The sequence below is a fragment of the Acidovorax sp. M2(2025) genome (genome assembly GCF_049330835.1).
In the GTDB taxonomy this organism is placed as follows: domain Bacteria; phylum Pseudomonadota; class Gammaproteobacteria; order Burkholderiales; family Burkholderiaceae_C; genus Acidovorax.
The window spans coordinates 2,886,697-2,909,192 of sequence record NZ_CP186262.1 but is presented as its reverse complement, the minus strand read 5'-3'; the positions used below and the strand labels follow the sequence as shown (position 1 = coordinate 2,909,192).

The window sequence follows — 22,496 nt, the reverse complement described above, 5'->3', positions numbered from 1 at the left end:
AGAGGAGGGCTCTGCGCGAATCACCGCCGTGGGCATCTGCGGGCTCATGCGGCTGCACCACAAGCAGACCCAGCAATGGCACCGGCTCGGGCTATGCAAACTGCCGCCGCGTGTCATTTTTCGGGTGCTGGCAGCACCTGTGCTCTGTCACTACAAAACCGTTGCGCCTCGTCCCCCAGCCAGTCCCGCACCAGCTGCATCACCGGGCTGGGATGGGTGGTGGTCACAAACGAATAGGCCGCGCGCGAACGCACGCTAGGCCCCGGCAGAGGCACCAGGCGGCCGGCTTTCACGTCCTGCAGCACCAGCGCGGCGCGGCCCATGGCGATGCCCTGGCCGGCCAGCGCGGCGCCCAGGGCCAGCTGTGACAGGTTGAACTGCTGGCCGCCCGTCCAGGGCGGGGGCGCGGTGCCGCGCTGGGCGAACCAATGCTGCCATTCCTCGTAGGTGTCGGCGCCGTCCCAGGCGCTGCCGTCGTGCAGCAGCCAGTCGCCGCGCAGGTCCTGCGGGCGGGTGATGGGCGGGTGGCGGCCCAGGAAAGCGGGGCTGGCGACAGGGATGAGCCATTCGTCCAGAAACACCGTGGCGCTCAGGTCGCGGTAGCCGCCCAGGTCAAAGCGCACGGCGGCCTCCACGCCGTCGCGCACCATGCGGGTGCGGTCCAGGGTGTGGAATTCGCCAAACACGCGCAGCCCGGCGGCCGGATGCTGGCGGAAGAAGTCGCCCAGCCGGGGCGTGAGCCAGCTCATGGCGAAGGACGGCGAGCAGCTCAGCGTGGCAGTGGCGGCCTCGGGCGGCTGGCGCATCTGGGCCAGGGTGCTTTCGATGGCGTCGAAGCTCTCGCGCAGCACCACGGCCAGCCATTTGCCCTCGGGCGTGGGCACCAGGGCGCGCGGCGTGCGCAGGAACAGCGGGCGGCGCAGCCAGTCTTCCAGCTGCTTGACCTGCTGGCTCACGGCGCCCTGGGTGATGCACAGCTCGGCAGCCGCCTTGGTAAAGCTGCCGTGGCGGGCCGCCGCGTCAAAACTGCGCAGCCAGGCGAGCAGGGAAGGGGAGAGGCGGATATCCATTATTAATACTAATGATTTGCTCAATATAAATGGTTTGTGGCAGGCGCGGGGCCGGCCAAGAATGCGGCCCAGCAACTTTTTGTGAACTTGCCATGACGCCCGCCGAAACCACCGCCGCAGCCGACGCCTTGCTGGCCAGCCGCCTGCGCAATGCCCAGCCCGTGCTATGGACCAACCCTGCGCGGCAAGCCCAGCCCGGTCCGGCACTGCAGGCCCGTGGCACCACTATTAGTCTGGATGATACGAAGGCGGCGGCCGGCCGGCTGGCCCGCTTTGCCGGCCTGCTGGCGGAGGTGTTTCCGGAGCTGGCCGCCAGCGGGGGCGTGGTCGAGTCGCCGCTGCTCAATGCCGCCGCCCTGCAGCCTGCGCTGGGCCTGGCCGCCGGCCAGGGACGGCTGTTCATCAAGGCCGACCACAGCCTGCCCGTGGCGGGCTCCATCAAGGCGCGCGGCGGCATGCACGAGGTGCTGGAGTTTGCCGAGCAGTGCGCGCTGCGGCACGGGCTGGTGCAGCCCAGGGGCGACTACCGCGCGCTGAACACCCCCGAGGCACGGGCGGTGCTGGGCCGCTACCAGGTGGCGGTGGGCTCCACGGGTAACCTGGGCCTGAGCATCGGCGTCGTGGCCTCGGCCCTGGGCTTCCAGGCCACCGTGCACATGTCGGCCGATGCCAAGGAGTGGAAGAAAGACCGCCTGCGCCAGCGCGGCGTGCAGGTGGTCGAACACGCGGGCGACTACGAACGCGCCGTGGCCGCCGGCCGCGCCGAGGCGGCTGCCGACCCGCAGTGCCACTTCGTGGACGACGAGCAATCGTTCTCGCTGCTGCTGGGCTACAGCGCGGCGGCGCTGCACTTGCAGCGGCAGCTGGCCAAGCAGGGCGTTGCGGTGGATGCCGAGCACCCGCTCATCGTGTACCTGCCCTGCGGCGTGGGCGGCGCGCCGGCGGGCATCACCTTCGGCCTGCGGCTGCTGCTGGGGCCGCACGTGCATTGCTTTTTTGCCGAGCCGGTGCAGTCGCCATGCTTCATGGTGCAGATGATGGCCGGGCAGGGCGAGCACCCGTCGGTGTACGACTGGGGCCTGACCAACCGCACCGAGGCCGACGGCCTGGCCGTGCCGCGCGCCTCGCTGCTCGCGGCCGAGCTGATGTGGCCGCTGCTGTCGGGCGTGTTCACCGTGGCCGACGACACCTTGTTTGCACAGCTGGTGCAGGTGCTGGACGCACTGGGCGAACGCATCGAGCCCTCGGCAGCGGCAGGTTTCAGCGGCCCGGCCATGTTGACCGGCACCACCGCCGGCCAGGCCTGGCTGCACCGCAGCGGCGTGGGCGCCGTGCTGCCCCAGGCCACGCACCTGGTGTGGACCACGGGCGGCCTGCTGGTGCCCGATGCGCAGTACCAGGGCTTTGTGCAACGCGGGCGTGCGGTCATCGCCGCCCAGGTCTGACAGGCCGGATTGCGGGCGGCCCAGCGGTGGCCTTGCCCGGTGTTGTTGAATTTTTCCTCGTCCTCTTTTTTTACCTCTGTTGGGAGCCCCGCCATGAACCGCAAGAAGCTGCTTTTGTCCGCCGTCCTCTGTGCCCTGGGGGCCGCTGCGTGGGGCCCCGCCATCGCGCAGGAGGCTGCGTTTCCGTCCAAGCCCATCACGCTGGTGATCCCGTTCCCGCCCGGCGGCGCCACCGACGTGCTGGGGCGCCTCATCGGCAAGAAGATGGGCGACCTGCTGGGGCAGCCCGTGGTCATCGACAACCGCGCTGGCGCGGGCACCACCGTGGGCGCCAGCTTTGCGGCCAAGGCCGCGCCCGACGGCTACACGCTGTTCATGAGTTCGGGCACCACCTTCACCGTGAACCCTGCCGTGCGTCCCAAGCTGCCCTACGACCCGGTCAAGAGCTTCGAGCCCATCGGCATCACCGGGCGCACGGGCCTGATCCTGCTGGCCAACAAGGACGTGCCCGCCAGCGACGTGAAGCAGTTCGTGGCGCTGGTGAAGGCCGCGCCCGACAAGTACTCGTATGGCTCGTTTGGCGCGGGCACCACCTCGCAGTTCGCGGGCGAGATGTTCTTCCATGCTGCGGGCCTCAAGATCCAGCACGTGCCCTACAAGGGCAGCGCGCCGGCCATGACCGACCTGCTGGGCGGGCAGATTCCGTTCACCGTGGACACGGTGTCGGCCGCCATCCCGCAGCTCAAGGACGGCAAGATCAAGGCCATCGCCGTCACGTCGGCCAAGCGCTCCAGCCTGCTGCCCAAGGTGCCCACGCTGGTGGAAAGCGGCTACCCCGGCCTGGAGATGGACACCTGGCTGGCCATGGTGGCGCCGCGCGGCCTGCCGCCGGCCGTCAAGTCGCGCCTGGAGCTGACGCTGGCCCAGGTGGTGTCCGACCCCGCCACGCGCGACAAAATGATCGCCGTCGGCTTCGAGCCCGCCTATGCTTCGTCCAAGGCGCTGGCCGAGCTGATCGACAAGGAACTGCCGCTGATGCGTGCCATTGCGCAGCGCGCCAGCATCACCGCAGACTGATCCGGCTGTGCGTTCAGTCATTCCCTACCGTTCGGGCTGAGCTTGTCGAAGCCTTGCGCGGCACTTCGACAAGCTCAGCGTGAACGGCTTTGCATTTTTTATAGGCCATTGGAGATGGGCCCGCAGATCCTGAAGGAGACAAGTCTGAGATGACAACGACAAGCACCCCTACCGGCACCCTGGTCGAGCTGACCGCCAACGAGCTGCGCCACCGCATCGGCACCCGCGAGGTGTCGCCCGTCGAGCTGCTGGAGGCCTGCATCGAGCGCATCGAGGCGGTGAACCCGCACGTGAACGCCATCACCGCCACCTGCTACGACCGCGCCCGCGCGGAGGCCAAAGCGGCCGAGCAGGCCGTGCTGCGCGGTGAGCCGCTGGGCTTGCTGCACGGCCTGCCCCTGGGCGTGAAGGACCTGGAGGCCACGGCCGGGCTGCTGACCACCTACGGCTCGCAGATCTACCGCGAGCACATCCCGGCCGAGGACAACGTGCTGGTGGCGCGCCTGCGGGCGGCGGGCGCCATCGTCACCGGCAAGACCAACATTCCCGAAATGGGCGCGGGCGCCAATTCGCGCAACACCGTGTGGGGTGCCACGGGCAATCCGTTCAACCCCAACCTGAACGCGGGCGGCTCCTCGGGCGGCTCGGCCGCCGCGCTGGCGTGCGACATGCTGCCCGTGTGCACGGGGTCGGACACGGGCGGTTCGCTGCGCATCCCGGCGGCCAAGTGCGGCGTGGTGGGCTTCCGGCCGTCGCCCGGCGTGGTGCCCAGCTCGCGCAAGCTGCTGGGGTGGACGCCGATTTCGGTGGTGGGCCCCATGGGCCGCACGGTGGAAGAGGCCTGCCTGCAGCTGGCTGCATCGGCCGGCATGTCGCCCGGCGACCCGCTGAGCTACCCGCTGGACCCGATGAGTTTCCTCCTCCCCGAAACGGTGGATTTGAGCCGCCTGCGCGTCGCCACCACCGAAGACTTTGGCGCCTGCGCGGTGGACGACGGCATCCGCGCCGTGTTCCGCCAGAAGGTGCAGGCCATGAAGCACCTGTTTGCGCGCTGCGATGCCATCGACATCGACCTGGGCGACGTGCACCGCTGCTTTGACGTGCTGCGCGCCGAGGCCTTCGTGGCCAGCACGCGCGACGCCTACGAGCGCGACCCCGCCAGCCTGGGCCCCAACACCCGCGCCAATTACGAGATGGGCGCCGCCATGACGCTGCTGGACAGCGCCTGGGCCCAGGCCGAGCAGACGCGCATCCTGGCGCGCTTTCAGAAGCTGTACGAAGACTACGACGTGATCCTCGCGCCGACCACGCCGGTTTCGCCGTTTGCGTGGACGCAACTGTTCGCCAGCCACATCAACGGCGAACCGCAGGCCAACTACTACCGCTGGCTGGCGCTGACCTACGTGACCACGCTGACCACCCACCCGGCGCTGAGCCTGCCGTGCGGGCTGGACGGCGCGGGCATGCCGTTCGGCCTGCAGATCGTGGGGCGCTTCCGGACCGACCGCCACACGCTGGGCGTGGGGCACGCGCTGGAGCAGGCCTTCAAGGGCATTGCGGGCCTGGCCCGCCCCCGGCCGGACATCGCCAAACTGATGCAAACCCGTGCCGAGCCTGCGCTGACGTCCATCGTCACGCAGGCCCCCGATCCGCTCGACGCCCGCAGCCTGCCGCGCGACGACCGTGCCGCCTCGGCCGCCCAGGTATCGGCGGTCTGAAGGGGAGGAGCAGACCATGCAAACCGTTGATTTCCTCGTGGTTGGCGCCGGCATTGCCGGTGCCTCCGTGGCCTGGCAGCTGGTGCAGCCCGGCGCTGCCGGAGCGGGCGCCAGCGTGCTGCTGCTGGAGCGCGAATCGCAGCCCGGCTACCACACCACCGGCCGCTCGGCCGCGCTGTACATGGCGACCTACGGCACGCCCAACATCCAGGCGCTCACCCGCGCCAGCCGTGCGTTCTACGACGCGCCACCGCCCGAGTTTGGTGCCGACCCCATCCTCTCGCCGCGGGGCGTGGTGTATGTGGCCGGGCCGGACCAGCTGGACCTGCTGAGGCAAACCTATGACGCAGCGCATGCCGCCTCGCCCAATGTGCGCTGGGTGGAGCAGGCCGAACTACTGGCGATGCTGCCCTGCCTGAAGCCCGAGGCCGCAGCCGCAGGCATGAGCGAGCCCGAGGCGGCCGACATTGATGTGAACGCCCTGCACCAGGGCTACCTGCGCGGCCTGCGCCAGCGCGGCGGCCAGGTGCTGACAAATGCCGAGGTCACGGCGGTGCAGCGCGAGGGCGATGGATGGCGGGTGACGCTGGCCGACGGCCGGGTATTTGCCGCCTCTACTATCGTCAATGCTGCGGGCGCCTGGGCCGACGTGGTGGCGGGCCTGGCGGGCGTGCCGCCCGTCGGGCTGGAGCCGCGCCGGCGCACGGCGTTTACCTTCCCGGTGCCCGAGGGCATGGACGCGACCCATTGGCCCGCCGTGGTGGGCATTGACGAGAGCTTCTACTTCAAGCCCGATGCGGGCCAGCTGCTGGGCTCGCCCGCCAACGCCGACCCCACGCACCCCCACGATGTGGTGCCCGAGGAGCTGGATGTGGCCACCGGCATCTACCACATCGAGGAAATGACGACGTTCCAGATCCGCCGCCCCTCGCACACTTGGGCGGGGCTGCGCTCGTTCGTGCCGGACGGCGACATGGTGATCGGCTGGGACAACCACGTGCCGGGCTTTTTCTGGCTGGCGGGGCAGGGCGGCTACGGCATCCAGAGCGCTGCCGGGGCATCGCTGCTGGCCCGCCAGCTGCTGCGCGGCGAGCCGCTGGCGCCGGAACTGGCGCGCGAGGGCGTGTTGGCGGAGGGGTTGTCGCCCGCGCGGCTGCGCTGAACGCCCCCGAAAGGCTCAAGCGAAGGTGTTGACCTGGGTGCCCAGCGGGCCGGACGTGGCCAGCGCGGGCTGCTGCGGCGCGGATTGCGGCAGGGCATCCAGCAGGGTGGCGGCAGAAGCCGCCTGGGTGTCCAGGGCTTTTTTCAGCACGGTCATGTGCACCGCATCCGAAGTCTTGGCGCTGGCCAGCGCCGTGGCGGTATTCACAATGCTGTTGGTGAGGGCGATGTCCATGGCGGTTCCTGGGGGCAATGCCCTGTTATCGGCAGATTCCCGGGCGGCTTGAGCGGTGTGCGGCCTGCGCAGGTGCGCGGCTGCCGCACGGGGCTATTCCAGTGCCGCTACGCCAATGCTGGCGCAGCTGGCCAGGTCCGATTCGGGCGCCGACGGCAGCTGCCGCGCGGCATCGCGCAGCGCCGTGCGCAGGCCTTCCTCGTAGGTGGGGTGGTAGAACGGCATGCCCAGCAGGTCGTGCACCGTCAGCCCCTGCTGGATGGCCAGCGCCAGCAGGTGGACCAGGTGTTCGCCGTGCGGGGCGCACATTTCCGCGCCCAGCAGCCGGGCGGTCGATGCATCGGCCGCCAGGTGCAGGCGGCCGTGGTGGTGCAGCGCAGCACGGGCGCGGCCCTGGTCCTTGAAATCCACCGTGCCCGTGACGGTGCGGCCAGGCTCCAGTTCGGCAAGGCGTTTGCCCACCTGGGCGACCTGGGGGTCGGAGAACACGATGGACAGCGGCGTGCGCCGCCGGAACGCGCCCGGCGAGCCGGCCAGGGCATTCATGCCGGCAATGTGGCCTTCATCAGCGGCCTCGTGCAGCAGCGGTGTCTGCGCGTTGGCGTCCCCCGCCAGGAACACGGGCAGATCGCCGATCTGAAGGGTTTGCGGGTTGACCTCGGGCAACCCGTGCGCGTCCAGCGGCAGGCCCAGCGTTTCCAGCCCCAGGCCCTCGGTGTTGGGAACCCGCCCCAGGGCGGCCACCACTTGGTCCACCACCACGCGGTTGGGGCCGCTGCGCACCTCGATGCCGCCCGCCACTTCGCGCAGTTCGGCCGCGGCGCCTGTGTGCAGCACCATCTCTTTCTTGAGCGCCGCGACCAGCGCGCCATTCACCTGCGTGTCGCTCAGACCCGCCAGTTCCGGGGCCGTGGTGAATGCCGCCACCTCCAGCCCCAGCCGTGCCAGCGCCTGCGAGATTTCCACGCCGAGCGGCCCCATGCCGATGACGGCGACGCGCGGCCCCAGCGTAGGCTGCTCGAACAGGGTGTCGGTGGTCAGAATGCGGTCCCCAAAGGCCAGCCATTCCTCCGGCACCTTGGGGCGCGAACCGGTGGCCACGATGATGCTGCGGGTGGCGTGCACGGTGCCGTCAATGTCGACCGCGTTCGGGCCGAGCAGGGTGGCACGGCCTGCAACCCGCTGGTGGCTTGGCAGCGCGTCCGTGGCGCGCAGGGCGCCGGCCACGAAGTCGTCGCGCAGGTCGCGGATGCGTTGCAGCACGGCAGGGATGTCGGCCTCCAGGGCATCTCCTCCCCGCAGCCCCAGGTCCTGCAGTTGGTGGCGGCGGTGCAGCGCGTTGGCCGCCTCGATCAAGGCCTTGGAGGGCATGCAGCCCACGCGGGCGCAGGTCGTGCCCCAGGGCCCCTCGTTCACGAGGAGGAAGCGGGCCGAGCGCTTGCGCACCTCGCGCAGCGCTGCCAGGCCGGCGGTGCCGGCGCCGATGATCAGAGTGTCCAAGGTGGGCGCACTCATGGGCTTGTCTCCAGGGGGCTTGTCTCCAGGGCCATGGGGTTCCAGTCCGCCGGTTTGTCCGGTTCAGGGGACTAGTGTCGTGTGGGACGCCCCCCCGGGCTGTAGGCGCACAGCCCTTTTTGGGCACTGGCCGGCAGCCAAGGCCGTGGCAGGTGGCTGCGGTGGAGCGGCCCGGGTGGCGGGGCGGCCCTGGCGGGCGCGTCAGTCGGCCTGCGCCGTGAGCCACCCCACGCGGCCCTGGCCGGCATCGTTGACGCGCTGCACGAAGGCCGCCGCCTGTGCTTCCACCAGCCGCAGTTCCATGCTCACCTGCGAGCCGTGTTCCACCTGCAGCAGTTCGGCCCCCGCTGCCGCGAGCTCGCGCCGCAGCAGGCCTTCCAGGGCGTAGGGCACTTCGCAGGCCAGCGTCTTCATCCGCTGCAAGGGCACTTTCTGCACCGGCAGGAGTGCCTGGGCCACGGTATCGGTATAGGCGCGCACCAAGCCGCCGGCACCCAGCTTCACCCCGCCAAAGTAGCGCACCACCGTGGCCAGCACGCCTTCCAGGTCCTGGTGGCGCAGCACGTCCAGCATGGGGCGCCCGGCAGTCCCGCCGGGCTCGCCGTCGTCCACCGCGGCGGACTGCCCGCCCGCCAGCAGGGCCCAGCAGATGTGCGCGGCGCCGGGGTGCTGTTGCCATAGGGCGTCGACCACCGCCTGCGCGCTGGCCCGGTCGGCCATGGGCTGCACGCAGCCAATGAAGCGGCTTTTCTTGATGATGAGTTCGCTGTGGGCCGGGGCGGCCAGGGTGTAGGGCATGGGGCGAACAGTTTAGGGCACCGCTGGCCCGGCCTTCGCGCGCGAGCCCACGGGATGCGGGCCGGCCCTGCCGCCGTGCACGCTGCGGTGTGCCTCGCGTCACACGCGGCAATGGCGTTCCTTCCTACACGGGCGCACGGCGCGCGCAGCTTAAAGTTTCGCTACGGTTTTCAAAGCAACACCCCCTACCCAGGAGCCGCCATGCTTGCCTTGCCCTTTGCCGCCATGCCCTCGCCGCAAACGCTGACCCGCCGCGTGTGGGGCCGGTTCCTGCCCCGTCCCGCAGCGGCCGGGCCGGGCGAAAGTGCCGCCGTCGCGGGGCTGGCGGAGGGGGAGGCCGCGGCCGAGGTGGACGAATCCGTGCCAGACCTGGCCCAGCGGGTGCGCGAAACCGGCGAGTGGTAGCGGGCGGATGCCGGTGCGCCCGTGGCTCCCTCAGAGCTTGAGCTCCCAGTGCTCGCCCACGAGCTGTTGCCCAAATCCCTCGTACGGCTCTGACTTGACCAAGCGGAAGCCGCGCTGGGCATAGATGCCGCGGGCTGCGGTGAGGCAGCTGTTGGTCCACAGCACCATCTTCTTGTAGCCCTTGCCGCGTGCAAAGGCGATGCACTCGTCCGCCAGGCGGGCGCCCAGGCCCAGGCCGCGGGCCCGGGGCGCCAGGATGAGCATGCGCAGCTGGGCCACCGTGGCCGACTTGCGCACCACAAACACGGCGCCGACGCGTTCGCCCTCCAGCTCCGCAATCCAGCAGCGCTCCCACCCCGGCTGGAACCGGGTGATGAACTGGGCGGCAATGTCCGCAACCAGGGCCTCGAAGCGGCTGTCCCAGCCGTACTCGCGCCAGTAGATCTCCCCGTGCTGCTGCACCACCCACCCGATGTCGCCGGGCACGGGCTCGCGCAGCACGGCCAGCGGGGAGCGTGGCGCGGGAAGCGCCGGCGGCTCCAGCAGCGCTTCGATGCGCTGCATGGCGTCGACCACCTCCTGGCGCCGGTGGGGTGCCAGCGGGGCCAGCAGCGCCGCGGCCTCGTCGCGCGAGCGTTGCTGCAGCGGCTCGAACGTGGCGCGGCCGGCGTCGGTCAGCGCCAGCACGTTTTGGCGTGCATCGCGCGGGCTGGCGCGGCGGGTGATCCACCCTGCCGTCTCGAAGCGGCGCAGGATGCGGCTGAGATACCCGCCGTCCAGCCCCAGCTCGCGCGCCAGTTCGCTGGCGACGGGGACCTCGCGGTGCGCCAGCTCGTACAGCACCCGCACCTCGGTCAGCGACAGCTTGCTGCCCAGGTACGGATCCAGCACGCCGATGCGCCGGGTGAAGAACCGGTTGAACTGGCGAACGGCCTTGACCGCGTCGGCGGGAATCGGGGGCGTATCGTCCGGCACAGCGGGCAGGTGCGAGGGGTACTTGAATGCCTTGGTCATGTAATTGATTGACTGAGGCAAGTATATGGCGCGTGGCATCAAACCTGCCCGGGGCAGGGGCAAGCCAGGCCAGGGCGACAAAAAAGCCCTGCCCGCCTAAAATTGCGGGTTACCCACCACTGCCGCGCCCCAGAAAGCCCCCGTCCGCCCCGGGGCCGGCCGCGCCCTCCGCACCAGCATGAACGCCCCCGTCGACGTCTCCTTTTTTGCGCGCGCCGCAAAGCCCTTGACCAGCTACCGTCCGTACTGGGCCAAGCGCTTTGGTACAGCTCCGTTCCTGCCGGTGAGCCGCGCCGAGATGGACAAGCTGGGCTGGGACAGCTGCGACATCATCCTGGTGACCGGCGACGCGTACGTGGACCACCCGAGCTTCGGCATGGCCGTGATCGGCCGCACGCTGGAGGCGCAGGGCTTTCGCGTGGGCATCATTGCCCAGCCGGACTGGCAAAGCGCCGAGCCCTTCAAGGTGCTGGGCAAGCCCAACCTGTTCTGGGGCGTGACGGCGGGCAACATGGATTCGATGATCAACCGGTATACCGCCGACCGGAAGATCCGCAGCGACGACGCCTACACCCCCGGCGACGTGGGCGGCAAGCGCCCCGACCGCGCGGCCATCGTCTACAGCCAGCGCTGCCGCGAGGCGTACAAGGACGTGCCCATCATCCTGGGCGGCATCGAAGGCAGCCTGCGCCGCATCGCCCACTACGACTACTGGAGCGACAAGGTGCGCCGCTCCATCGTGGTGGACAGCAAGTGCGACCTGCTGCTGTACGGCAACGCCGAGCGTGCGCTGGTCGAAGTGGCTCACCGCATCGCCGCGCGCGTGCCGGTGGAGCAGATCACCGACGTGCGCGGCACGGCCTTTGTGCGCCGGCCGGATGATGAAAGTGGCAAGGGCTGGTTCGAGATCGACTCCACCACGGTGGACGAGCCCGGCCGCGTGGAGCCGCACATCAACCCCTACATGACCACCAGCGAGCAGGCGGCCTCGCAGGGCGCCAGCTGCAGCAAGGAAGACGCTGGAGATGCTCCTGATTCAGGAGCTGCCAGCGATTGTGGGACGGTCGCTGGCGGCCAAAATGACCCGAACCCAGCGATCCAGCCGATCCAGTTCGTGGCCAACCCCGCGCTCAAGGCCAGGCTGAAGGCTCCCCCGCGCGACAAGACCGTGATCCGCCTGCCCAGCTACGAGCAGGTGAAAAGCGACCCCGTGCTGTACGCCCACGCCAACCGCGTGCTGCACCTGGAGACCAACCCCGGCAACGCCCGCGCCCTGGTGCAGGCCCACGGCGAGGGCGTGACGGCGCGCGATGTGTGGATCAACCCGCCGCCCATCCCGCTCACCACGGCCGAGATGGACTACGTGTTTGATCTGCCCTACGCCCGCAGCCCACACCCCAGCTACGCCGATGAGAACGGCAGCCACGACGGCGCCACCAAGATTCCCGCGTGGGAGATGATCCGCTTCTCGATCAACATCATGCGCGGCTGCTTTGGCGGCTGCACCTTCTGCTCCATCACCGAGCACGAAGGCCGCATCATCCAGAGCCGGTCGGAGGATTCCATCATCCAGGAGATCGAGGACATCCGCGACAAGGTCAAGGGCTTCACCGGCACCATCAGCGACCTGGGCGGCCCCACGGCCAACATGTACCGCCTGGGCTGCCGCAGCCCCGAGATCGAGGCCGCCTGCCGCAAGCCCAGCTGCGTGTACCCCGGCATCTGCCAGAACCTCACCACCGACCACGGCCCGCTCATCAAGATCTACCGCCGCGGCCGCGCGCTCAAGGGCATCAAGAAGATCCTGATCGGCTCGGGCCTGCGCTACGACCTGGCCGTGAAGTCGCCCGAGTACGTCAAGGAACTGGTACAGCACCACGTGGGCGGGTATCTGAAGATCGCGCCCGAGCACACCGAGCAGGGGCCGCTGACCAAGATGATGAAGCCGGGCATCGGCAGCTACGACCGCTTCAAGCAGATGTTCGAGAAGTTCAGCGAAGAGGCGGGCAAGAAGCAGTTCCTCATCCCGTACTTCATCGCCGCGCACCCGGGCACGAGCGACGAGGACATGATGAACCTCGCCATCTGGCTGAAGAAGAACGGTTTCCGTGCCGACCAGGTGCAGACCTTCTACCCCAGCCCCATGGCCACCGCCACCGCCATGTACCACTCGGGCCGCAACACGCTCACCAAGGTGCGCCGGCAGATGCGTGACGAGGCGGACGAGTCCGTGGACATCGTGCGCGGCGAGAAGCGCCGCCGCCTGCACAAGGCCTTCCTGCGCTACCACGACCCCAACAACTGGCCGCTGCTGCGCGAGGCGCTCAAGGCCATGGGCCGGGCGGACCTGATCGGCAACGGCAAGCACCATCTGATCCCCACCTTTCAGCCGATGACCGATGGCGGCTACCAGAGCGCGCGCAAGAAGAACAGCACCTCCGGCAAAGGTGGCGGTGGCTTGGGCTACGCGATCAACAAGGACGGCAAGGCGGTGGCCCTGCGCCCGCGCACCCAGGAAACGCACGAGCCGAAGGAAGACGTGCGCTTCCGCGCCACGCAGCCCAAGCCAGGGCGCATGCTGACCCAGCACACGGGGCTCCCGCCCCGGGCCACCGGCGCGGCCAAACCTTCCGCCAAGCGCAAGCCCCGGTAACTGCCGAGCGGGTCACCGCGCGATTTCGGCCGGGCAGAGCGTTCCCGGTCCCTGCGGGCGGAAGCGCTGCGTCAGCGCGGTGGGTCGCCGTTCACCGTGGGGTGCATGTCGCCCTTGGCTGCGTGCGTGCCCACCACGACGGACTGTGGCGAGTTGTCCAGCGGCTGTTGGGGGATCAGGTCTTCGATGATGAAGGTGCGGTAGTAAAACGCCGTCACGGCGCCCTGGGGCCGGATGGCGTCCACCAGGCGTTCCGGCGCGTCCTTGCTGCCCATGGAAATCAGCAGGCCGTGGTAGCCCCTGCCTGCCAGGTCCGCGATGCGGCGCACCATGTCGCCTTCCGCGCCCACCGACGGCATGGGCGCGTCGGCCGTGCCCAGCGTGCGCACGATTTCTTCCAGGATGAATTCGGGGCTGGCATAAGCCGTATCGCCCTGGTGGCCTGCCGCCTGCAGCGCGCTGGCAGCCTGGCGCACGCAGTCCTCGTCAGGAAACAGCGCGAACACATGGCCGGTGGGGTAGAACACGCCGCCCATGTTGGTCATGGTGGAATCAAGAACGAGGGGTTTCATGGGCATCTCCCGATGTGTTGCGACCCTCTGAATTGAAATCGGGCCCGCGGCGGCGCGGTGTAGGCCGGCGGGCATTTTGGGCGTCAGTACGGCCCCGGAGAGGCGGAAACATTGAGGAAAAATGGCGCTAGCGCTTATCTGGCAAGCGCTACCAGCTATCAAAAAGAGAGTTGCCTTTTGGGGGCGGGTGGCGAACTGCTACCGCCCGCTGCCCACCCAGGCTGCGAGTGCCGCGCAGTGCAGGCCCGCGGTGGCCCAGTACACCGCGCGGAACGGCTGCTTGCGGGACTTGTGCCGCAACCCTTGCTGGGCCAGCCACGCCCCCGGCCAGCCGCCGGCCAGGCTCAGCAGGTGCAATTGGCTTTCGCGGGTGCGCCATTGGCCGGTTTGCGCGGCGCGCTTGTCGATGGCGTAGACCAGGAAGGTGAGCAGGTTCACGCCGACGGCCGCACCCAGCACCCACACCGGCAGCCGCCCGGCCCAGACGCTCCACGCCAGCAGGGCTACCCAGCCCAGCATGAGCAGCTGGATCAGCGCTGCCCCGGCCGCGGCGGGCGGTTCGCTGGCTGAAGAGGAGGGCGGGCGTGGGCGGCGCGGAGCCTGCGGCCGGCCCGCAGGCGGCTTTGCCGCCGTACGCCGCGTGGAGCCTTGTTTTTGCATGGGCGCGGGCAATCCCTCAGGCCAGGGTGTGCAGCGGAATGTCCTGCGCCACCGCCAGCGCGTCCAGCTGGGCGCGGGTCTGCGTGCGCAGGAAGGCCGCCAGGGCCGCGTGGGTGGCGGGGGCGCGAAGCACCTCGGGTTCGCCCGTTGCCGGCAGGCCGGCGGCGGCGCACAGGCGGGCGGCAAAGTGGGGTTCCAGCGCGGCCACGGCCACGCGGCCGTCGGCGCAGGGGTAGATGCGGTAGCCCGCGTGGTGGCCGCCCACATCGCCGTCGGGCGTGGTCAGCCCCCAGGTGCGCGGCTGGGCCAGCCAGGCGGCGGCGTCGGCCAGGGCGACCTCCATGCACACGCCGCGGCCGGTATGGGCGCGCTCCAGCAGGGCTTGCAGCACCGCTTCGCTGGCCATCAGGGCGCCGCCCATGTCGGCGTACAGCGTGGGCGGCATCTCGGTGCCCGTCACCAGGCCGGCGTCGGCCAGGTAGGTGAGGTCGTGCCCAGGCTCTTCGGCACGGTCGGCCGCCGCGCCCACGATGCGCACCAGCGACAGGCGCGGATATTTCGCTTGCAGCGCTTCCCATGACAGGCCCAGCTTGGCCAGCGCCGAGGGGCGGAAGGAGGTGATCAGCACGTCGGTACGGGCCAGCTCTTCGTGCAGCGCGGCCTGGCCTTCGGGCGTCTTCAGGTGTGCGTGCAGCACCTGTACCCCTTCGTGCAGCGTGGCGTAGGCGGCCGGGCTGTAGATGCCCATGGGGTCGGCGCTCGCATGCCCGGGCGCGGGCGGCGGTTCGAGCTTGGTGCACAGGGCTCCCATGCGTGCGCAACGCATCAGGGCGGCCGGGCCGGGCAGGTTGAGCGCAAGGCTCAGGACGCGGACATTGCGCAGGGGCTGGGGCAGGGCGGTGGTCATGGGTGGAACGTTGTCTCGGAGTGTTGTTGCTGGGCAGGCGCGGCAGGAACTTCCGGCGGAGGCCGGGCTCACTCCCGCGTTATACATAACTTGTTACGCTCCCTGATCCATGCAACGCAGAACCTCTTTGGCCGCCCTCGCGGGGCTGGCCGCTTTCCCGGGAGCTTTCTTCATGACCGCATCCCTCAGCAGCGCCGCCACGGCGTCTGCGCTGCAGGCGCTCAAGCCTTCGCCCCGCATGCCGGTGCTGTTCGTGGGCCACGGCAGTCCCATGAACGCCATCGAAGACAACGCCTGGCGCCGCAGCTGGCAATCCGTGGGCGCGGAGTTGATGGCGCGCGCCGCGCAGCCACAGCTCATCCTGTGCGTGTCGGCCCACTGGCTCACGCGCGGCGGCTGGCAGCTCACCGGCATGGCCAGCCCCAAGACGATTCACGACTTTGGCGGGTTCCCGCAGGCGCTGTTCGACCAGCAATACCCCGCGCCTGGCGCGCCGCAGGTGGCGCGCAGCCTGGCGGCCGAGCTGAAGTCGCCCGCCACGGGGGGCGCCCTGGGCGTGGACGACGGCGAATGGGGGCTGGACCACGGCACCTGGTCGGTGCTCAAGCCGATGTTCCCGCAGGCGCAAATCCCGGTGGTGCAGCTGAGCATGGACTACAGCCGCGCCCCGGCCGAGCATTACGCCCTGGGCCGGCAGCTGCGGGCCCTGCGCGAGCGGGGTGTGCTGATCGTGGGCAGCGGCAATGTGGTGCACAACCTGCGCGCGTCGCGCCGGGGCTCCGCGGCCAACGAGGCCTATGACTGGGCCGCCGAGTTCGACACCACCGTGCAGGAGCAGATCAAGAAGGGCCAGCTCGATGCCCTGCAGGACTTTCTGCAGCTGGGCGCGGTGGCGCGGCAGGCGCACCCCACGCACGAGCACTACCTGCCGCTGCTGTATGCGGCGGGCGCGGTGCTGCCGTCGGAAATGCCGCGCTTCTTCAACACGGGGTTCCAGTCCGCGTCGATCTCGATGCGCTCTGTGCTGTGGGGGTAATGCTTCAAAAATGATAGCTGTCAGCGCTTTCTGCACAAGCGCTGCAGGCCAAAATCATGCTGATTGCAGCGTGAGCCAGCTCCAGCGCTCGCGGTAGCTGCGGGCCTTGGCCTCGAACAGCGGCAGGTGCGGGCATGCCGGGTTGGGGCGCAGGATGCCGGCGTACAGCTCTTGCAGCCCGTAGGGGGCGTACTGCCGGGGCGCATGTCCCGCTGGATCGGGCTGCAAGCCCACGCAGGTGCCCGGCACCAGAAACCGCCCGATGCCATCGTGCGCCGACTGCAGGGCGGTGTAGGGGTAGCCGAACCATTCTTCGTACCACAGGTGCACGCGCGCCTGGTTCTTGGCTTCCACCGTGATGGGCAGGTCGGCAAAAAGCGCGGCGGCGCGGACCTGCACCTGCTGCTCGGCCGCGGCGGACAGGTCCGCTGCGTCGAAGTAGAACAGGTCGTAATCCTTGATGTGTGCCGTGGGCGCCTGGCCCGAGCGCAGGTTCCACACCGTCTGGAACAGGCAACCCGCCACCAGCCAGGCATCTGGCAGGCCCAGAAGCGGCAAACGCTCCAGAAGGGCCGCGTTGTGCGGGTTCTGGAGCGTTTCGCTCACAAAGCGGCGCTCAAGCGCCGCTTCGATCTCTTGGTGCTCAGATGACCTTTGCAATGGCCTGGCAGACGTAGTCGATGTTCTTGCTGTTCAGCGCCGCCACGCACATGCGGCCGGTGTCGGTGCCGTAGACGCCAAACTCGCTGCGCAGGCGCACCATCTGGTCCTTGGAGAGGCCCGAGTAGCTGAACATGCCGATCTGCGTGGTGATGAAGGACATGTCCTTGGTCACGCCCGCGGCCTTGAGGCCGTCCACCAGCTTCTGGCGCATGGCCTTGATGCGCACGCGCATCTCGCCCAGTTCCTTTTCCCACAGAGCACGCAGCTCGGGGTTGCCCAGCACGGCGGCCACGATGGCGCCACCGTGGGTGGGTGGGTTGGAATAGTTGGTGCGGATGGCGATCTTCAGCTGGCTCAGCACGCGGTCGGTTTCTTCCTTGGTGCTGCCCACCACGCTCAGGGCGCCCACGCGCTCGCCGTACAGGCTGAAGCTCTTGGAGAAGCTGGTGGAGACAAAGATGTTCAGGCCGGCGGCCACGAACTTGCCAATCACGGCGCCGTCCTCGGCAATGCCGTAGCCAAAGCCTTGATAGGCCATGTCCAGGAAGGCGGTGAGGTTGCGTTCCTTCACCACGGCAATCACCTGGTCCCACTGGGCGGGGGTGATGTCGTAGCCGGTGGGGTTGTGGCAGCAAGCGTGCAGCAGCACGATGGTGCCGGCGGCGGCGGCCTTCAGCTTGGCCAGCATGCCGTCGAAGTTGATGCCGCCCAGGCCGCCGTTGGCGCTCTGGTCGAAGTAGGGGTAGGTGTCCACCGTGAAACCGGCATTGGTGAACAGCGCGCGGTGGTTTTCCCAGCTGGGGTCGGAGATCAGCACGGTGGCGTTGGGGCTGATCTTCTTGAGAAAGTCGGCACCGATCTTCAGGCCGCCGGTGCCGCCGATGGCCTGTACGGTGGCCACGCGGCCGCTCTTGACCACGTCGGAGTCCGCACCGAACACCAGGCCCTTCACGGCAGCGTCGTAGGCGGCGATACCGTCGATGGGCAGGTAGCCGCGGGCGGTGGGCTTGTCCATCATGGCCTTTTCGGCCGCTTGCACGCACTGCAGCAGGGGCAGCTTGCCGTTGTCATCGAAATACACGCCCACGCCCAGGTTGACCTTGTTGGGGTTGGTATCGGCAGCGAATTGCTCGTTCAGACCCAGGATGGGGTCGCGGGGGGCCATTTCGACGGCGGTGAACAGAGACATGTAGATCCTTGAAAGGTTGTCAGTAGCGAAGAATCCGGGCGTGGTGTAGTGTGCCGGGTTCAGCCAATTTTAACGGCCGCTCCCTACCACTCGTTGACTGCGCCCATGCCGGATCTCTCTGAAGTCATCACGGAAAAGCAAGAAGGCACTTTCGTGCGCTTTCCCGATTCACCGTTCGAGCTGTTCCAGCCGTACCCGCCCGCGGGCGACCAGCCCGAGGCCATCAACAAGCTGGTGGAGGGGCTGAACGACGGCGAGGCCTTCCAGACCCTGCTGGGCGTGACCGGCTCGGGCAAAACGTTCACCATGGCCAACGTGATCGCCCGCATGGGCCGCCCGGCCATCGTCTTTGCGCCCAACAAGACGCTGGCCGCGCAGTTGTACAGCGAGTTCCGCGAGTTCTTCCCCAAGAACGCTGTGGAGTACTTCGTCAGCTACTACGACTACTACCAGCCCGAGGCGTACGTGCCGCAGCGCGACCTGTTCATCGAGAAGGACAGCGCCATCAACGAGCACATCGAGCAGATGCGGCTGTCGTGCACCAAGAGCCTCATGGAGCGGCGCGACGTGGTGATCGTGGCCACCGTCTCGGCCATCTACGGCATCGGCGAGCCCGAAAGCTACCACCGCATGGTGATGACGCTGCGCGTGGGCGACAAGCTGGGCCAGCGCGACGTGATCGCCCAGCTCATCCGCATGCAGTACCAGCGCAACGAGCAGGACTTCGCGCGCGGCAAGTTCCGCGTGCGGGGCGATACCATTGACGTGTTCCCTGCCGAGCATTCCGAGCTGGCCATCCGCATCGAGCTGTTTGACGACGAAATAGAAAGCCTGCAGCTGTTCGACCCGCTCACCGGCCGCGTCAAGCAGAAGATCCCGCGCTTCACCGTGTACCCCAGCAGCCACTACGTCACCCCGCGTGACAAAGTGCTGGCGGCCGTGGAGACCATCAAGATTGAATTGGCCGAGCGCCTGCAGCAGTTGCTGGCCGACGGCAAGCTGGTGGAAGCGCAGCGGCTGGAGCAGCGCACCCGGTTTGACCTGGAAATGCTCAGCGAGGTGGGCCACTGCAAGGGCATCGAGAACTACACGCGCCACCTGTCGGGCGCGGCGCCGGGCGACCCGCCCAGCACGCTGACCGACTACATGCCCAAGGATTCGATCATGTTCCTGGACGAAAGCCACCAGATGATCGGCCAGCTCAGCGCCATGTACAACGGCGACCGCGCGCGCAAGACCACCCTGGTGGAATATGGCTTTCGCCTGCCGTCCGCACTGGACAACCGGCCGCTGAAGTTCGAGGAATTCGAGCAGCGCATGCGCCAGGTGATCTTTGTCTCGGCCACGCCCGCGGACTACGAAAAGACCCATTCCGGCCAGGTGGTGGACCAGGTGGTGCGGCCCACGGGGCTGGTCGACCCGCTGGTGGAGGTGCGCCCAGCCACCCACCAGGTCGATGACGTGCTGCAGGAAATCCGCATCCGCATCGACAAGCGCGAGCGCGTGCTGATCACCACCCTGACCAAGCGCATGGCCGAGCAGCTCACCGACTACCTGACCGACAACGGCGTGAAGGTGCGCTACCTGCACAGCGACGTGGACACGGTGGAACGGGTGGAAATCATCCGCGACCTGCGCCTGGGCGCGTTTGACGTGCTGGTGGGCATCAACCTGCTGCGCGAGGGGCTGGACATTCCCGAGGTGTCGCTGGTGGCCATCCTGGACGCTGACAAGGAGGGCTTCCTGCGCGCCGAGCGCAGCCTGATCCAGACCATCGGCCGCGCGGCCCGCAATCTCAACGGCCACGCCATCCTGTACGCGGACCGGATGACCGATTCGATGAAGAAAGCCATCGGCGAAACGGAACGCCGCCGCGCCAAGCAGATCGCCTACAACAAGGAGCATGGCATCACTCCGCGCGGCGTTGTCAAGCGGGTGCGAGACCTGATTGACGGCGTGTACAGCGAAAAAGCGGGCAAGGACGCCGAGCGGGCGGAGCAGGAGGCCCTGCAGCGCGCCAAGGTGGAGGACATGTCCGAGAAGGATGTCGCCCGCGAGATCAAGCGCCTGGAAAAGCAGATGCTCGACCATGCCCGCAACCTGGAGTTCGAGCAGGCCGCCCGCGTGCGCGACCAGCTGTCGCGGCTCAAGGACCAGGCTTTTGGTGCGCACGGCGGCGATGCCGTAGGGCTCTAAACGCTCGCAAGTGGGCGCCGCGGCGGGAAGCTGGCTTCGCGCACCCAGCCGGCAGGCCGGCCGTTCCATAGAAGTTACCTACCCGGTCAATTGGTAACTGGACCGTCTCTTATCCTGACAAATTCGATAGGGATTTGTGGTATACTCCCACAAAACACTCAAGAAAACAGCCTAGCGATGAAGGGCTCTGCACCGTAACACGGGGGCAGGGTAGGGGCGGAGACGGTGCCTTGCGGGCTGCGGCCGGCACGGCGGTTTCTACAACGGACAAGCCTTAGCACAAGGAGCTTGCGATGCGTCTCACAACCAAAGGCCGTTTTGCGGTCACCGCCATGATTGACCTGGCCCTGCGCCAGAACAACGGTCCTGTCACGTTGGCCGCCATCAGCCAGCGCCAGCAGATTTCGCTGTCCTACCTGGAGCAGCTGTTCGGCAAGCTGCGCCGCCATGAACTCGTGGAGTCTACCCGCGGGCCCGGCGGCGGGTACACGCTGGCGCGCAAAGCCGGGGACATCACGGTGGCCGACATCATCGTTTCGGTGGACGAGCCCATCGATGCAACCCAGTGCGGCGGCAAGGAAAACTGCCTGGGCGATGCGGGCCGCTGCATGACGCACGAGCTGTGGGCTTCGCTCAACCAGCGCATGGTGGAGTTTCTGGATTCCGTCACCTTGCAAAAGCTGGTGGACGAGCAGATCGCCAAGGGCGTGCAGATCGAGGACAAGCCGGTCGTGCGCCGCGCCATCTCCACGACGCCGGTGGTCAAGCCCATCCGCGTGAATGCGCCCAACTCGGTCTTTGCCCTGGGCAACGCGTTCGCCAAATCCTGATCTTCCCAGCGCAGCGGCCGGCCCTGGGGTCGGCGCCGCTCTGAGCGATTTCTGAGATTGTTAATTTTTGTTTTCTTCTTGTTTGCCAGCCAGAAGCAACCCCTGAGCCAGCCATGGACATGACTCCGCACTTCCCCATCTATCTCGACTATGGCGCCACCACACCCGTGGACCCCCGGGTGGTCGACGCCATGATTCCCTGGTTGCGCGAGCATTTCGGCAACCCGGCGTCGCGCAGTCACGCCTGGGGCTGGGAGGCCGAGGAAGCCGTGGAGAAGGCGCGTGCCCAGGTGGCCGACCTGATCCATGCCGATCCGCGCGAGATCGTGTGGACCAGCGGCGCCACCGAATCCATCAACCTGGCGCTCAAGGGCGCTGCCCACTTCTACCAGGGCAAGGGCAAGCACCTCATCACCCTCAAGACCGAGCACAAGGCGGTGCTGGACACCATGCGCGAGCTGGAACGCCAGGGCTTTGAGGTGACCTACCTGGACGTGCAGGAAGACGGCCTGGTGGACCTGGACAAGCTCAAGGCGGCCATCCGCCCCGACACGGTGCTGATCAGCATCCTGTTCGTGAACAACGAAATCGGCGTCATCCAGGACATCCCCGCCATTGGCGCGCTGTGCCGCGAGAAGGGCATCCTGCTGCACGTGGACGCCGCCCAGGCCACGGGCCGGGTGGACATCGACATGGACGTGCTGCCCATCGACCTGATGAGCATGACCGCCCACAAGACCTACGGCCCCAAGGGCATCGGTGCGCTGTACGTGCGCCGCAAGCCCCGCGTGCGGCTGGAGGCCCAGATGCATGGTGGCGGCCATGAGCGGGGCATGCGCTCCGGTACGTTGCCCACGCACCAGATCGTGGGCATGGGCGAGGCCTTCCGTATCGCCAAGGCCGAGATGGCCGAGGGCAATGCCAAGGCCCGTGCGCTGCAGCAGCGCCTGCTCGACGGGCTCAAGGACATCGAACAGGTGTTCATCAATGGCAGCCTGGAGCGCCGCGTGCCGCAGAACCTGAACATGAGCTTCAACTTCGTCGAAGGCGAGTCGCTCATCATGGGGATCAAGGGCCTGGCCGTGTCGTCGGGGTCGGCCTGCACGTCGGCCAGCCTGGAGCCCAGCTATGTGCTGCGCGCCCTGGGCCGCAGCGACGAGCTGGCCCACAGCAGCCTGCGCATGACGATCGGCCGCTTCACGACGCAGGAGGAGATCGACTATGCCATCACCACCATCCGCGAAAACGTGGCGCGCCTGCGCGAACTGAGCCCGCTGTGGGAGATGTACAAGGACGGCGTCGATCTCAGCACAATCCAGTGGGCTGCGCACTGAGCGGGCGCTCGGCGCCCC

21 protein-coding genes are annotated in these 22,496 nt (G+C 68.3%); 11 read left to right on the top strand and 10 right to left on the bottom strand.

The annotated features are described in order from the left end of the window. Positions 1-113 precede the first annotated feature (113 nt). On the bottom strand, positions 114-1,070 hold the full coding sequence (locus ACOYR3_RS13530; protein WP_422842888.1) for a LysR substrate-binding domain-containing protein: 957 nt from the start codon (positions 1,068-1,070) through the stop codon (positions 114-116). Between the two features lie 92 nt (positions 1,071-1,162). Between ACOYR3_RS13530 and ACOYR3_RS13525 the strand changes: the two genes are divergently transcribed. From ACOYR3_RS13525 to ACOYR3_RS13510, 4 genes are all read left to right on the top strand, one after another. Continuing rightward, positions 1,163-2,515, top strand: coding sequence for a D-serine ammonia-lyase (locus ACOYR3_RS13525; protein WP_422842887.1), 1,353 nt, complete (start codon positions 1,163-1,165; stop codon positions 2,513-2,515). A gap of 93 nt (positions 2,516-2,608) precedes the next feature. Continuing rightward, positions 2,609-3,592, top strand: a complete 984-nt coding sequence (locus ACOYR3_RS13520; protein ID WP_422842886.1) for a Bug family tripartite tricarboxylate transporter substrate binding protein — start codon at positions 2,609-2,611, stop codon at positions 3,590-3,592. A 149-nt stretch (positions 3,593-3,741) separates the two neighbouring features. After that, positions 3,742-5,310, top strand: coding sequence for an amidase (locus ACOYR3_RS13515; protein WP_422842885.1), 1,569 nt, complete (start codon positions 3,742-3,744; stop codon positions 5,308-5,310). A gap of 16 nt (positions 5,311-5,326) precedes the next feature. Then, the gene (locus ACOYR3_RS13510; RefSeq protein WP_422842884.1) at positions 5,327-6,472 is read left to right on the top strand and encodes an NAD(P)/FAD-dependent oxidoreductase; all 1,146 of its coding nucleotides are present in this window, start codon (positions 5,327-5,329) and stop codon (positions 6,470-6,472) included. Positions 6,473-6,487: 15 nt separating this feature from the next. On the opposite strand, the gene ACOYR3_RS13505 is transcribed toward ACOYR3_RS13510, so the two are convergent. The 3 genes from ACOYR3_RS13505 to ACOYR3_RS13495 form a co-directional block, all read right to left on the bottom strand. Further along, positions 6,488-6,706, bottom strand: coding sequence for a YjfB family protein (locus ACOYR3_RS13505; RefSeq protein ID WP_422842883.1), 219 nt, complete (start codon positions 6,704-6,706; stop codon positions 6,488-6,490). A 93-nt stretch (positions 6,707-6,799) separates the two neighbouring features. Continuing rightward, on the bottom strand, positions 6,800-8,221 hold the full coding sequence (locus ACOYR3_RS13500; protein ID WP_422842882.1) for a dihydrolipoyl dehydrogenase: 1,422 nt from the start codon (positions 8,219-8,221) through the stop codon (positions 6,800-6,802). Positions 8,222-8,422: 201 nt separating this feature from the next. After that, positions 8,423-9,019 (bottom strand): IMPACT family protein, encoded by a 597-nt coding sequence (locus ACOYR3_RS13495; protein WP_422842881.1) that lies wholly within the window; start codon positions 9,017-9,019, stop codon positions 8,423-8,425. Positions 9,020-9,220: 201 nt separating this feature from the next. On the opposite strand from ACOYR3_RS13495, the gene ACOYR3_RS13490 reads away from it, so the two are divergent. Continuing rightward, a complete protein-coding gene (locus ACOYR3_RS13490) occupies positions 9,221-9,424 on the top strand; it encodes a hypothetical protein (RefSeq protein WP_422842880.1) in 204 nt (67 codons plus the stop codon). A 30-nt stretch (positions 9,425-9,454) separates the two neighbouring features. Here the strand turns inward: ACOYR3_RS13490 and ACOYR3_RS13485 are convergent, their stop codons facing one another. Next, positions 9,455-10,438: a bifunctional helix-turn-helix transcriptional regulator/GNAT family N-acetyltransferase gene (locus tag ACOYR3_RS13485; protein ID WP_422842879.1), complete on the bottom strand. Its 984-nt coding sequence runs from the start codon at positions 10,436-10,438 to the stop codon at positions 9,455-9,457. Positions 10,439-10,616: 178 nt separating this feature from the next. Here ACOYR3_RS13485 and ACOYR3_RS13480 point away from each other — a divergent pair, with 178 nt between their 5' ends. Continuing rightward, the gene (locus tag ACOYR3_RS13480; RefSeq protein WP_422842878.1) at positions 10,617-13,091 is read left to right on the top strand and encodes a YgiQ family radical SAM protein; all 2,475 of its coding nucleotides are present in this window, start codon (positions 10,617-10,619) and stop codon (positions 13,089-13,091) included. Between the two features lie 71 nt (positions 13,092-13,162). On the opposite strand, the gene ACOYR3_RS13475 is transcribed toward ACOYR3_RS13480, so the two are convergent. From ACOYR3_RS13475 to ACOYR3_RS13465, 3 genes are all read right to left on the bottom strand, one after another. Beyond that, complete coding sequence (locus ACOYR3_RS13475; RefSeq protein ID WP_422842877.1) at positions 13,163-13,663, bottom strand: hypothetical protein; 501 nt, start codon at positions 13,661-13,663, stop codon at positions 13,163-13,165. Between the two features lie 198 nt (positions 13,664-13,861). Beyond that, positions 13,862-14,182, bottom strand: coding sequence for a DUF1294 domain-containing protein (locus ACOYR3_RS13470; protein ID WP_422842876.1), 321 nt, complete (start codon positions 14,180-14,182; stop codon positions 13,862-13,864). Positions 14,183-14,339: 157 nt separating this feature from the next. After that, positions 14,340-15,230 carry a CoA transferase gene (locus tag ACOYR3_RS13465; protein WP_422842875.1) on the bottom strand — a complete coding sequence of 297 codons (891 nt, stop codon included), beginning with the start codon at positions 15,228-15,230 and terminating at the stop codon, positions 14,340-14,342. 127 nt (positions 15,231-15,357) lie between these two features. On the opposite strand from ACOYR3_RS13465, the gene ygiD reads away from it, so the two are divergent. Then, complete coding sequence (ygiD, locus tag ACOYR3_RS13460; RefSeq protein WP_422846590.1) at positions 15,358-16,266, top strand: 4,5-DOPA dioxygenase extradiol; 909 nt, start codon at positions 15,358-15,360, stop codon at positions 16,264-16,266. A 17-nt stretch (positions 16,267-16,283) separates the two neighbouring features. Continuing rightward, entirely contained in the window at positions 16,284-16,340 is a 57-nt protein-coding gene (locus ACOYR3_RS13455) for a hypothetical protein (protein WP_422846589.1), read from the top strand. Here the strand turns inward: ACOYR3_RS13455 and ACOYR3_RS13450 are convergent. Both ACOYR3_RS13450 and ACOYR3_RS13445 read right to left on the bottom strand, forming a co-directional pair. After that, positions 16,321-16,872, bottom strand: a complete 552-nt coding sequence (locus tag ACOYR3_RS13450; protein ID WP_422842874.1) for a nucleotidyltransferase family protein — start codon at positions 16,870-16,872, stop codon at positions 16,321-16,323. The two genes, ACOYR3_RS13455 and ACOYR3_RS13450, sit on opposite strands and share 20 nt — an antisense overlap. Before the next feature lie 37 nt (positions 16,873-16,909). Next, a complete protein-coding gene (locus ACOYR3_RS13445) occupies positions 16,910-18,118 on the bottom strand; it encodes an amino acid aminotransferase (RefSeq protein WP_422842873.1) in 1,209 nt (402 codons plus the stop codon). 105 nt (positions 18,119-18,223) lie between these two features. On the opposite strand from ACOYR3_RS13445, the gene uvrB reads away from it, so the two are divergent. From uvrB to ACOYR3_RS13430, 3 genes are all read left to right on the top strand, one after another. Further along, the gene (gene uvrB / locus ACOYR3_RS13440) at positions 18,224-20,314 is read left to right on the top strand and encodes an excinuclease ABC subunit UvrB (RefSeq protein ID WP_422842872.1); all 2,091 of its coding nucleotides are present in this window, start codon (positions 18,224-18,226) and stop codon (positions 20,312-20,314) included. A 293-nt stretch (positions 20,315-20,607) separates the two neighbouring features. Next, positions 20,608-21,144 (top strand): Fe-S cluster assembly transcriptional regulator IscR, encoded by a 537-nt coding sequence (gene iscR / locus ACOYR3_RS13435; RefSeq protein ID WP_291487648.1) that lies wholly within the window; start codon positions 20,608-20,610, stop codon positions 21,142-21,144. Between the two features lie 113 nt (positions 21,145-21,257). Next, complete coding sequence (locus ACOYR3_RS13430) at positions 21,258-22,478, top strand: IscS subfamily cysteine desulfurase (RefSeq protein ID WP_422842871.1); 1,221 nt, start codon at positions 21,258-21,260, stop codon at positions 22,476-22,478. The last annotated feature ends 18 nt before the right edge of the window (positions 22,479-22,496 follow it).

What these genes read in the sequence shown, in the direction of transcription:
- ACOYR3_RS13530 (WP_422842888.1), bottom strand. Translation starts at nt 1,070, where the DNA reads ATGGATATCCGCCTCTCCCCTTCCCTGCTCGCCTGGCTGCGCAGTTTT.
- ACOYR3_RS13525 (WP_422842887.1), top strand. Translation starts at nt 1,163, where the DNA reads ATGACGCCCGCCGAAACCACCGCCGCAGCCGACGCCTTGCTGGCCAGC.
- ACOYR3_RS13520 (WP_422842886.1), top strand. Translation starts at nt 2,609, where the DNA reads ATGAACCGCAAGAAGCTGCTTTTGTCCGCCGTCCTCTGTGCCCTGGGG.
- ACOYR3_RS13515 (WP_422842885.1), top strand. Translation starts at nt 3,742, where the DNA reads ATGACAACGACAAGCACCCCTACCGGCACCCTGGTCGAGCTGACCGCC.
- ACOYR3_RS13510 (WP_422842884.1), top strand. Translation starts at nt 5,327, where the DNA reads ATGCAAACCGTTGATTTCCTCGTGGTTGGCGCCGGCATTGCCGGTGCC.
- ACOYR3_RS13505 (WP_422842883.1), bottom strand. Translation starts at nt 6,706, where the DNA reads ATGGACATCGCCCTCACCAACAGCATTGTGAATACCGCCACGGCGCTG.
- ACOYR3_RS13500 (WP_422842882.1), bottom strand. Translation starts at nt 8,221, where the DNA reads ATGAGTGCGCCCACCTTGGACACTCTGATCATCGGCGCCGGCACCGCC.
- ACOYR3_RS13495 (WP_422842881.1), bottom strand. Translation starts at nt 9,019, where the DNA reads ATGCCCTACACCCTGGCCGCCCCGGCCCACAGCGAACTCATCATCAAG.
- ACOYR3_RS13490 (WP_422842880.1), top strand. Translation starts at nt 9,221, where the DNA reads ATGCTTGCCTTGCCCTTTGCCGCCATGCCCTCGCCGCAAACGCTGACC.
- ACOYR3_RS13485 (WP_422842879.1), bottom strand. Translation starts at nt 10,438, where the DNA reads ATGACCAAGGCATTCAAGTACCCCTCGCACCTGCCCGCTGTGCCGGAC.
- ACOYR3_RS13480 (WP_422842878.1), top strand. Translation starts at nt 10,617, where the DNA reads ATGAACGCCCCCGTCGACGTCTCCTTTTTTGCGCGCGCCGCAAAGCCC.
- ACOYR3_RS13475 (WP_422842877.1), bottom strand. Translation starts at nt 13,663, where the DNA reads ATGAAACCCCTCGTTCTTGATTCCACCATGACCAACATGGGCGGCGTG.
- ACOYR3_RS13470 (WP_422842876.1), bottom strand. Translation starts at nt 14,182, where the DNA reads ATGCTGGGCTGGGTAGCCCTGCTGGCGTGGAGCGTCTGGGCCGGGCGG.
- ACOYR3_RS13465 (WP_422842875.1), bottom strand. Translation starts at nt 15,230, where the DNA reads ATGACCACCGCCCTGCCCCAGCCCCTGCGCAATGTCCGCGTCCTGAGC.
- ACOYR3_RS13445 (WP_422842873.1), bottom strand. Translation starts at nt 18,118, where the DNA reads ATGTCTCTGTTCACCGCCGTCGAAATGGCCCCCCGCGACCCCATCCTG.
- uvrB (WP_422842872.1), top strand. Translation starts at nt 18,224, where the DNA reads ATGCCGGATCTCTCTGAAGTCATCACGGAAAAGCAAGAAGGCACTTTC.
- iscR (WP_291487648.1), top strand. Translation starts at nt 20,608, where the DNA reads ATGCGTCTCACAACCAAAGGCCGTTTTGCGGTCACCGCCATGATTGAC.
- ACOYR3_RS13430 (WP_422842871.1), top strand. Translation starts at nt 21,258, where the DNA reads ATGGACATGACTCCGCACTTCCCCATCTATCTCGACTATGGCGCCACC.